The following is a 1,169-nucleotide window of genomic DNA, read 5'->3' on the forward strand; positions in this document are numbered from 1 at the left end:
GTTGCTGTTCCTGCTCACGCCACTGAGGAGACTGAAGGATGGCCCGGACCTGAGTTGCCGCCTGTTGTGAGTCTGCGGGAAGGCGGGCAAAGATCTGCCTTTGCTGTTGCTCCGGTGCATCCAGCCATATTACCTGTGTCCCAGGGAGCAAATTAACCGGCGGGTGCTGACTGTCAGTATAGATCACCGTTTTAGCACCGACGGACAGTGACACCATCCATCCCATCAGGAGCAGTAAACCCGGCTTTTTCATCGTGTCCTTTCCATGTTATAAAACATCAGGCCAGCGTGAAGAAAGCCGCAGCAAAAGTCAGTGCTTAATTGATTTTCTGACAATGAAAAATAAACGCACCGGCCCGCTAAGATTTTTCCCAAATGTCGATAAAACGGGTATCACATTCATAAAATTCATCGTTATATCGGTAAAATAACAGTCCGGATTTATCCCCTGACATAATTTGTCATGAATGAAATGAAAAACATGCCGATAAAACAGTCACCCCCTCATCATAATAAGAAAAAAATGGGTATAAATAACTAATATTGCTCGCTTAAGAGAAATGAGAGTACCAACTGTCATTTTCTCCATTTGAAGAAGCCAGTAATGTCGGGATCTTCAAATCTTTTTGTCAGCATTTTTATGAATTGTTATTCAAAAAAGTGCTTAAGCGAGCGGTATTAGTATAAATAACAGGCTTTTTCTGCCTGAACGCAGTGAATGCCTGCCCGGACGTCAGGCTGCGTAAGTAAAAGGGATCCCCGCGGAAAACAGCATTGAGGACAACACATAAAAAATAAGGAAAACGACACCATGTCAATGAAGAAACACCTGACGAAGTTACAGCAGGGACAATCCCTGCTGGAAAAAGGCAAGCAGGCAACAGGTCTGGTGAAACAGGCGGCTGGCCTGCTGAGTGGTACGGGAACCGCTGGCCTGACGGATAAAGGCGGCCTGATGAAACCCGGCGGGTTTGCCGGCCCGCTCGGCGGCGGTCAGAGTCTGGCGCAGCAAGCCGCCGCCGGACACAGCGGGGCAGCCAGGGCAGGGCAATCGCATCTAAAATTCATTGACAATGATTGAGTTTCATGTCGTTATGCTGCTTTTAAAGTCAACCCTTATGTCCTCTGTCAGCCCTTTGTTACAGCATTTTGCCTCACTTGAAGACCCC

At 47.6% G+C, this 1,169-nt stretch carries 2 protein-coding genes; one reads left to right on the forward strand and one right to left on the reverse strand.

Going from position 1 to position 1,169, the window contains the following annotated elements; translation table 11 throughout:
• On the reverse strand, positions 1-253 hold a 253-nt coding region (locus tag AACQ81_RS03650), incomplete at its 3' end, for a DUF1525 domain-containing protein (RefSeq protein WP_237388480.1).
• 558 nt (positions 254-811) lie between these two features.
• Here AACQ81_RS03650 and AACQ81_RS03655 point away from each other — a divergent pair.
• Positions 812-1,081, forward strand: a complete 270-nt coding sequence (locus tag AACQ81_RS03655; RefSeq protein WP_237388481.1) for a hypothetical protein — start codon at positions 812-814, stop codon at positions 1,079-1,081.
• Positions 1,082-1,169: the final 88 nt, after the last annotated feature.

This window comes from Xenorhabdus sp. Sc-CR9, from assembly GCF_963897815.1.
Lineage (GTDB): Bacteria > Pseudomonadota > Gammaproteobacteria > Enterobacterales > Enterobacteriaceae > Xenorhabdus.

What these genes read in the sequence shown, in the direction of transcription:
- AACQ81_RS03655 (WP_237388481.1), top strand. Translation starts at nt 812, where the DNA reads ATGTCAATGAAGAAACACCTGACGAAGTTACAGCAGGGACAATCCCTG.